The sequence below is a fragment of the Streptomyces sp. 13-12-16 genome, assembly GCF_002114215.1.
Taxonomy (GTDB): domain Bacteria; phylum Actinomycetota; class Actinomycetes; order Streptomycetales; family Streptomycetaceae; genus Streptomyces.
Genome location: NZ_NCTE01001421.1, coordinates 1,250 through 10,328 on the forward strand (window position 1 = coordinate 1,250; position 9,079 = coordinate 10,328).

General features: G+C 72.4%; 5 protein-coding genes and 1 pseudogene. 5 read left to right on the forward strand and 1 reads right to left on the reverse strand.

Going from position 1 to position 9,079, the window contains the following annotated elements; all coding sequences use genetic code 11:
- The 4 genes and pseudogenes from B7767_RS41960 to B7767_RS41975 form a co-directional block, all read left to right on the forward strand.
- A pseudogene (locus B7767_RS41960) lies at positions 1 to 533 on the forward strand (ABC transporter ATP-binding protein); the annotation flags it as partial.
- A gap of 382 nt (positions 534 to 915) precedes the next feature.
- A complete protein-coding gene (locus tag B7767_RS41965; RefSeq protein WP_085576414.1) occupies positions 916 to 2,961 on the forward strand; it encodes a M4 family metallopeptidase in 2,046 nt (681 codons plus the stop codon).
- Positions 2,962 to 3,033: 72 nt separating this feature from the next.
- Positions 3,034 to 3,555, forward strand: coding sequence for a DUF1990 family protein (locus B7767_RS41970; protein ID WP_085576415.1), 522 nt, complete (start codon positions 3,034 to 3,036; stop codon positions 3,553 to 3,555).
- A 314-nt stretch (positions 3,556 to 3,869) separates the two neighbouring features.
- Entirely contained in the window at positions 3,870 to 4,913 is a 1,044-nt protein-coding gene (locus tag B7767_RS41975; RefSeq protein ID WP_085576416.1) for a glycoside hydrolase family 11 protein, read from the forward strand.
- A 72-nt stretch (positions 4,914 to 4,985) separates the two neighbouring features.
- On the opposite strand, the gene B7767_RS41980 is transcribed toward B7767_RS41975, so the two are convergent.
- Positions 4,986 to 7,604 carry a glycosyltransferase family 1 protein gene (locus B7767_RS41980; RefSeq protein WP_085576417.1) on the reverse strand — a complete coding sequence of 873 codons (2,619 nt, stop codon included), beginning with the start codon at positions 7,602 to 7,604 and terminating at the stop codon, positions 4,986 to 4,988.
- Between the two features lie 261 nt (positions 7,605 to 7,865).
- Between B7767_RS41980 and B7767_RS41985 the strand changes: the two genes are divergently transcribed.
- The gene (locus B7767_RS41985) at positions 7,866 to 9,068 is read left to right on the forward strand and encodes a S8 family peptidase (RefSeq protein WP_085576418.1); all 1,203 of its coding nucleotides are present in this window, start codon (positions 7,866 to 7,868) and stop codon (positions 9,066 to 9,068) included.
- Positions 9,069 to 9,079: the final 11 nt, after the last annotated feature.

Genomic DNA, 9,079 nt, shown 5'->3' on the forward strand with positions numbered 1-9,079 from the left:
TCACCCAGGAGCACCACGTGTTCCTGGGGTCGGTCCGCGACAATCTGCGCATCGCCGAACCGGGCGCCGGAGACGAGGAGTTGTGGGCGGCGCTGGCCGTGGTCGGCGCCGAGGCGTGGGTGCGGGAGCTGCCGGAGGGACTGGACACGGAGCTGGGCGAGGGCGGCCACGCCACCGACGGTCCGCAGGCGCAGCAGCTCGCGCTGGCGCGGGTGGTGCTGGCCGATCCGCACACGCTGATCCTCGACGAGGCCACCGCCCTGCTCGACCCGGCCACCGCCCGGCACACCGAGCGCGCGCTGGCGGCCGTCCTGGAGGGCCGTACGGTCATCGCCGTCGCGCACCGGCTGCACACCGCGCACGACGCCGACCGCGTGGCTGTCATGGAGGACGGCCGGCTGACCGAACTCGGTACACACGACGCCCTGGTGGCGGCCGACGGGACGTACGCGTCCCTGTGGCACTCCTGGCACGGCGACCACCCGCCCGACCCGACCGGCCCGTCTGGGGGCACCCCCTCCGGGGGAGTGTGAGGACAAGGCCCGTCCAGGGCCGACGGGGGTCCGGGGGCACAGCCCCCGGGGACGGGGAGGGGAGGGGCGGCGGGGGCGGAACCCAAAGACCCGCCCCCTCGATCCGCCGCGGAAACGGCCCCCGCCCCAACTGTTCGTATACCGAACCCGAACTCCCGGACAACGAACGGTTTCCGGCCAAATTCCTGACGCGCTCCTGACAGAAACCGCGATCACCTGCCACTCTTCCCACGGCCGCTGCACAGCAACCCCACAGCGACACCCCACCCACCGCTGCACGCGGCGGCCACAGCTCAGAGCACTTCCGTTCTGCCCGGCCGGCCCACCCGCCGTCCGGTCTCCCCAGGCCGCGCGACCCGCGGCCACGCAGAAGGAGTCAGCGTTGAGAAGCAGGTCGTCCCACAGACGCACCCCCCACGCCACGCACCGCCGTGCCGCCGCCGTCGCCCTCGCCGGGGTGGCCGCGCTGATCGCCACGGCCGTGCAGTCCGGCAGCGCCACCGCCGCCCCCGAGCAGGCACCGGCGGCCGCGAGCAAGGCGAAGCCGGGCTCCGAGTCGGTCAGGCTCACCCCCGCCCAGCGCGCCGCGCTGATCCGGGAGGCGAACGCCACCAAGGCGGAGACCGCCGAGGACCTCGGTCTCGGCGCGAAGGAGAAGCTCGTCGTCCGTGACGTCCTCAAGGACCGCGACGGCACCGTGCACGTCCGCTACGAGCGCACCTACGACGGTCTGCCCGTCCTCGGCGGCGACCTGGTCGTCCAGGGCGACACGCCCGGCGCGGCCGACTCCGTCGTCAAGGCCACCCGGACCGCGGTGAAGCCCGCGACCACCACCGCCAAGGTGCCGGCCGCCGAGGCCGAGCGGCAGGCCCTGTCCGCCGCGAAGGCCGAGAAGGCCGAGGGCGCCGACGTCGACCGGGCCCCGCGCAAGGTGATCTGGGCCGCCGAGGGCAAGCCGGTCGTGGCGTACGAGACGGTCGTCGGCGGCCTCCAGCACGACGGCACCCCGCAGGAGCTGCACGTCGTCACCGACGCCACCACGGGCGAGAAGCTGTACGAGTGGGAGGCCGTCCAGAACGGGACCGGCCACACCGTCTACAGCGGCACCGTCGACCTGACCACCACCCAGTCCGGGTCGTCGTACAACCTCACCGACGGGGCGCGCGGCGGGCACAAGACGTACAACCTCAACCGGGGCACCTCCGGCACCGGCACGCTGTTCTCCGGCTCCGACGACGTCTGGGGCAACGGCAGCCCGTCCAACCTCGAGTCGGCCGCCGCCGACGCCCACTACGGGGCCGCGCTGACCTGGGACTACTACAAGAACGTGCACGGCCGCAGCGGCATCCGCGGCGACGGCGTGGGCGCCTACTCCCGGGTCCACTACGGCAACAACTACGTCAACGCCTTCTGGTCCGACAGCTGCTTCTGCATGACCTACGGCGACGGCTCGGGCAACGCCAACCCGCTCACCTCGATCGACGTGGCCGCGCACGAGATGACCCACGGTCTGACCTCGAACACCGCGGGCCTCAACTACAGCGGCGAGTCCGGCGGCCTGAACGAGGCGACCAGTGACATCTTCGGCTCGACCGTCGAGTTCTACGCCAACAACTCCTCCGACGTCGGTGACTACCTCATCGGCGAGGAGATCGACATCAACGGCGACGGCACCCCGTTGCGCTACATGGACAAGCCGAGCAAGGACGGCGCGTCCAAGGACTCCTGGTACTCGGGCATCGGCAACATCGACGTCCACTACTCGTCCGGCCCCGCCAACCACTTCTTCTACCTGCTGAGCGAGGGCAGCGGCACCAAGACCATCAACGGTGTCACCTACGACTCGCCCACCTCGGACGGCCTCCCGGTCACCGGCATCGGCCGCGCCAAGGCGGAGAAGATCTGGTTCCGCGCGCTGACCACCAAGTTCACCTCCACCACCAACTACGCGGGCGCCCGCACCGGCACCCTGGCGGCGACCGGTGAGCTGTACGGCACGGACAGCGCCGAGTACAAGGCGGTGCAGGACGCGTGGGCGGGCATCAACGTCGGCTCGCGCTCCGACGGCGGTGGCGGCGGCGGTACGTCCTTCGAGAACAACACCGACGTGACCATCCCGGACTACGGCTCCGCGGTGACGTCCTCGATCACCGTCTCCGGACGGACGGGCAACGCGCCCTCCAACCTCCAGGTCTCGGTCGACATCGTGCACACCTACAGCGGTGACCTGGTCGTCGACCTGCTGGCCCCGGACGGCACGGTGTACAACCTGCGCAACCGCAGCGGCGGCTCCGCGGACAACATCAACCAGACCTTCACGGTCAACGCCTCCTCCGAGGCCGCCAACGGCACCTGGAGACTGCGGGTGCAGGACCGGGCACGGTACGACACCGGCTACATCAGCGGCTGGAAGCTCACCTTCCCGTAAACCGGGAACGAGTGCCACGAGCGGCGCCCCGCCTTTCTCCAAGGCGTGGGCGCCGCCCTACTCTTGGGTCCCATGTCTTCGGCGGACTTCACCTACGACCACGTCGGCGCGACCCGGGAACCCGGTTTCTGCCCTCCCGGCTTCCACCCGATGCGCGTCCGCACCCGCCTCGGCGAGGGCGAGGCGGTCTTCCGGCAGGCGGCCCGGGCGCTGCTCACCTGGGAGCTGCACCGGGAACTGGGGGTCGGTGTCGAGACCGCCGCCGACCGCGCGGCCCCGGACGTCGACGTCACCATCACCCTCGCCGGGGTCGTGAGGGCGCCCTGCCGTGTGGTGTGGACGGTGGAGGAGCACCGCAGGGCCGGCTGGGCGTACGGCACCCTGGCCGGGCACCCCGAGTGCGGCGAGGAGTCCTTCGTCGTGGACCGCACCGGCGACGGCACGGTGTGGCTGACGGTGGAGGCGTTCAGCCGGCCGGCCCGCTGGTACTCCCGCGCGGGCGGCCCGGCCACCCGCGCGATGCAGCACGCGTACGCCCGCCGCTGCGGCAAGGTGCTGCGCCGCCTGGCCACGCAGGGCCTCACGGAGGACTGACCCCGGGCGGCGACGCCGGAAAACGTTCGAAAGTTTCGAACCACCGCATCGGCGAGATCCCCGACACCCCCTCCCCCGGCGCCTGACGCATCCATCTCGCCCCAGCTACGGCAACGGCCCATGACACCGAATACTTTCGGGAGCATTACGAAACCATTGACAACTCCTCTGTCGCGGAAGACTGTTGTGGCGCTCCGCGGTCCCACTGCGTCGCAGACGCGGGACCGATCCCTGTCACCTCGTTGGTGAGCGCCGAAGTGTGCTCGGCGTGTCTCCCCGTCACTGACGTGCCCTTCACGAGGAGGAACAGCCCCATGAGCGAATCCCCCCACAGCTCCGGCCCACGTCCGGTCAGCCGCAGAAGGTTCGTCCTCGGCGGTGCCGGGGCACTGGCGGCAGCGGCGGGGACCGGACTGCTGCTGCCCGGCACGGCACGGGCCGACCAGGTCCTCACCAGCAACTCGACCGGCACGTACAACGGGTACTACTACTCCTTCTGGACCGACGACCCGGGCTCCGTCACCATGACGCTGGGGGCCGCCGGGCAGTACAGCAGCCAGTGGAGCAACACCAACAACTGGGTCGGCGGCCTCGGCTGGAGCAACGGCAGCCGCCGGAACGTCACCTACTCCGGCACGTTCAACCCGGGCAGCAACGGCTACCTGGCGCTGTACGGGTGGACCGCCAACCCGCTGGTGGAGTACTACATCGTCGAGAACCACGGCCCGTACAACCCCGGGTCGGCCGGCCGGCAGCGCGGCACGGTCAACGCCGACGGCGGTACGTACACGATCTACGAGTCCACCCGCCGCGACGCACCGTCGGTGGAGGGCACCAAGACCTTCCAGCAGTACTGGAGCGTCCGGAACAGCAAGCGGTCCAGCGGCACCATCAACACCGGCACGCACTTCGACGCCTGGGAAGCGGCCGGGATGCCGATGGGGGCCTTCAACTACTACATGATCATGGCCACCGAGGGCTACCAGAGCTCCGGCAGCTCCAACATCACCCTCGGGAGCGGAGGCGGCGACGGGGGCACTCCCACGACACCGCCGCCGGGCGCCTGCAGCGCCACCTACCGCACCACCAACGCGTGGAACAACGGCTTCAACGGCGAGGTGACCATCACCGCGGGCAGCGGCGGCGTCTCCAACTGGAGCGTGCCGGTGACGCTGGCCGGCAACCAGACGATCGCCTCGCTCTGGAACGGCACCGCCAGCAGGAGCGGGAACGTGGTGACCGTGACCCCGGCCGGCCACAACCGCACCCTGGGCGCGGGACAGTCGACGTCGTTCGGCTTCACCGTCAACGGGCCCTCCAGCCCGGCGCCGTCGGTCGGCAGTTGCAGCGCGGGCTGATCCGGCGTCCCCCTCCCCCCACGCCTCGGCGCGGTGCCCCTCGGCACCGCGCCGTCGCCCGCCCGGGGGGCCTCACCGCATCAGCAGCCCCGCCGCCTCCACCACGTCCTCCGACGGCACCGCGACCAGCCCCAGCTCGGCACCCGACGCCAGCAGCCGGTGGCTGGGCAGGATGCGGACCGTGTAGCCGAAGGGCCCCGTGCGGTCCAGGGCCAGCGGCCCCTCGTACACCCAGCGCCCCTCCGCGTCCGGCGCGCCCACCGGCTTCAGCGGCACCGCCGTCGCACCGGTGATCCGGTCCTCCCCGTCCACCCGCCCGGACACCGCCTGCACCTCGACGTCCTCCGGCTTCAGACCGCCCAGCCCCACCCGCACCCGCAGCGCGAGCGTGCTGCCGAGCTCCGCGGTGGCCGCCGTCACGGACGTCTCGACGTGGTCGACGGCCACCCCGTGCCAGGCGGCGCGCACCCGCGCCTTCCACCCGGCGAGCGCACGCGCGGAGTCCGCGTCCATCGCACGGTGGGCGTGCGCGGCGGGCGTGTACAGCCGCTCCACGTACTCCCGGACCATCCGCCCGGCCAGCACCTTCGGCCCGAGCAGGCCCAGGGTCCGCCGCACCATCTCGATCCACCGGTCCGGCAGCCCGTCCCGCCCCCGGCCGTAGAAGCACGGGGTGATCCGCTGCTCCAGCAGGTCGTACAGCGCCGCGGCCTCTATGGCGTCGCGCCGGTCCGGATCGGTCCCGGCCCCGTCCGCCGTGGGGATCGCCCAGCCGAAGTCGGGCTGGAACCACTCGTCCCACCAGCCGTCGAGGACGGACAGGTTGAGGCAGCCGTTGAGCGCGGCCTTCATCCCGCTGGTCCCGCACGCCTCCAGCGGCCTGAGCGGATTGTTCAGCCAGATGTCGCAGCCGGGGTAGAGCTTCTGCGCCATCGCCATGCCGTAGTCGGGCAGGAACACGATCCGGTGCCGTACGCGCGGGTCGTCGGCGAAGCGGACCAGTTCCTGGATGAGCCGCTTGCCGCCGTCGTCCGCCGGGTGCGCCTTGCCCGCGATCACGATCTGCACCGGCCGCTCGGGGTGCAGCAGCAGGTCCATCAGCCGGTCCCGGTCGCGCAGCATCAGCGTCAGCCGTTTGTACGACGGGACGCGCCGGGCGAAGCCGATGGTCAGCACGTCCGGGTCGAGCACCCCGTCGATCCAGCCCAGCTCGGCCGTGCCGGCGCCGCGCTGCCGCCAGGAGGCGCGCAGCCGCTCGCGCACCTCGAGCACCAGCAGCTCGCGCAGGGACCGGCGCAGCTTCCAGATGTCCTGGTCGGCGATGTCCGCGACGGAGTCCCAGCGGTCGGAGTCGCCGACGCTCAGCGCCTCCTCTGCGCGCTGGGCTCCGATCTGCCGCGCGCCGAGCCGGAACACCTCGGGGGCGACCCAGGTGGGCGCGTGCACCCCGTTCGTCACGGAGGTGATGGGCACCTCCTCCGGGTCGAAGCCCGGCCAGAGTCCGGCGAACATCTCGCGGCTGACGTCGCCGTGGAGCAGGGAGACGCCGTTGGCGCGCTGGGCCAGGCGCAGGCCCATCACGGCCATGTTGAACAGGTTGGGCTCCCCGCCGGGGTAGCTCTCCATGCCGAGCCGCAGGACGCGGTCGACCTCCATGTTCGGCAGTTCGGCGTGCGGGCCGAAGTGCCGGGCGACCAGTTCGCGGTCGAAGCGGTCGATGCCGGCCGGGACGGGCGTGTGGGTGGTGAACACGGTCCCCGCGCGGACCGCCTCCAACGCCGCGTCGAAGTCCAGCCCGTCCGCGCGCAGTTCGGCGATGCGCTCCAGGCCGAGGAAGCCGGCGTGGCCCTCGTTGGTGTGGAACACCTCGGGCGCGGCGTGCCCGGTCAGCTCGCAGTACGTACGCACCGCGCGGACCCCTCCTATGCCGAGCAGCATCTCCTGGAGGAGCCGGTGCTCGCTGCCGCCGCCGTAGAGCCGGTCGGTCACCCCGCGTTCGCCGAGGTCGTTCTCCTCGACGTCGGAGTCCAGCAGGAGCAGCGGGATCCTGCCGACCTGGGCCAGCCAGATCCGGGCGCGCAGGGAGCGGTCACCGGGCAGGGCGAGGGTGATCTGGGCGGGGGTGCCGTCGGGTTCCTCGAGCTGGTCCAGGGGCAGCTCGTTGGGGTCGAGCACGGGGTAGTGCTCCTGCTGCCAGCCGTCCCGGGACAGGGACTGGCGGAAGTAGCCGTGCCGGTAGAGCAGTCCGACGCCGATGAGGGGGACACCGAGGTCGCTGGCGGCCTTGAGGTGGTCGCCGGCGAGGATGCCGAGTCCTCCGGAGTACTGCGGCAGGGCGGCCGTGATGCCGAACTCCGGGGAGAAGTAGGCCACGGCGGCGGGCAGCCGGTCGGTCTGCGCCTGGTACCAGCGGTCGCCGGTCATGTAGGCGTCCAGATCGGCGGCGACCGCGTCGAGGCGGTCCAGGAAGTCACGGTCGCCGGCCAGTTCGGCGAGCCGCTCGGCCGCCACGCTGCCGAGCAGCCGTACGGGGTCGCAGCCGGCGGCGGCCCAGCGTTCGGGGTCGACGGAGCGGAACAGGTCACGGGTCCCGGTGTGCCAGGACCAGCGCAGATTGCGGGCCAGGTCGCTCAGGGGGCGCAGGGGTTCGGGGAGCACGGGTCGGACGGTGAATCGACGGATCGCCTTCACAAGTCACCTCGGCGCGTTCGTGAGAGACGCGGTGTGCGTCCGGGCATCGTTGCCGACAGTACCGGCGCGGACACGGTCCGCGCGGGAAGCCGGGGGACACGGGTACCTTCACGTCCTCGGCCAAACGATTCACTTCACGACGGATATGGCCGGTTCCGCCCCCATGGGCGTCCTTGTCGCGCTTCGTCCCGCACGAGACGCTTCCCCTCTGGCGTGCCGGCCCGCGCCGGACGCGCCGAGTGGAGGAGGGGAACCCGGACCATGGCACGGACACGCGGACGGCGTGCGCGCCGGGCGGGGGTCATGACGGCGGTGCTGTGCACCGCGGCGGTCTCGGCCGCCGTCCCGCCCGCGCACTCCGCACCACAGGGACGCATACTCGGCGCCGGGGCACCCGGCTCCGTGACCGGCGGTTATCTGGTGACGCTGGAGAAGGGGACGACGGCCGGCTCGGCGGCCGGCAAGGCCCTCGCCGAGAGGTACGGGGCGAGAATCAGCCACACTTACGGCACGGTGCTCAACGGGTACGCCGTACGGGCGGACGCGGGACAGGCCGGGCGGCTGGCCGCCGACCCGCGGGTCGCCTCGGTCGTCCAGGACACCCGCGTGACACTGGACCGCACCCGGGAGGACCCCCCGTCCTGGGGCCTGGACCGCATCGACCAGCGGAACCTCCCGCTGGACGGGCGCTACGCCCGGCCGGGGCCGGCGGGCGCCGGGGTGACGGTCTACGTGATCGACACCGGCGTGCGGACCACGCACGAGGAGTTCGCCGGACGGGCCCGCCACGGCTGGGACTTCGTCCAGGACGACCGGACCGCGCAGGACGGCAACGGACACGGCACGCATGTCGCCGGGATCGTCGCGGGCACCTCGTACGGGGTCGCCGGGAAGGCGGGCGTCGTCTCCGTGCGCGTCCTGGACGACGCCGGCACCGGCACCACCGCCCAGGTGATCGCCGGCATCGACTGGGTCACCCGGAACGCGAGGAAGCCCGCCGTCGCCAACCTCAGCCTGGGCGGCCCCTACAACGCACAGCTGAACGCCGCCGTCCGCACCTCCATCGCCTCCGGTGTCACCTATACGGTCGCCGCGGGCAACGAAGGCGGGCCGGCCGCGCTGTACTCGCCGGCGGGCGTGAAACAGGCCGTCACGGTCGGCGCGACCGGCCGGCAGGACAAGAAACCGGCCTTTTCCAACCACGGCTCGGCGCTCGATCTGTTCGCCCCGGGGGTGTCGATCACCTCGGCCTCCGCCGCGAGCGACACCGCGCGGGCCACCTCCTCGGGTACGTCGACGGCGTCCCCGCACGTGGCGGGCGCGGCGGCGCTGTATCTCGCCGAGCACCGGCGGGCGACCCCGGCCCAGGTGGCGAACGCGCTGGTCAAGGGCGCGGCGAGCGGGAAGGTGGCCGGACGCGGGCCCGGCTCGCCGGACCGGCTGCTCCGGGTTCCGCGCGCGTAGTGGCGCCCGCG

Coding starts and splice junctions, on each gene's coding strand:
- B7767_RS41970 (WP_085576415.1), top strand. CDS start 3,034: ATGTCTTCGGCGGACTTCACCTACGACCACGTCGGCGCGACCCGGGAA.
- B7767_RS41975 (WP_085576416.1), top strand. CDS start 3,870: ATGAGCGAATCCCCCCACAGCTCCGGCCCACGTCCGGTCAGCCGCAGA.
- B7767_RS41985 (WP_085576418.1), top strand. CDS start 7,866: ATGGCACGGACACGCGGACGGCGTGCGCGCCGGGCGGGGGTCATGACG.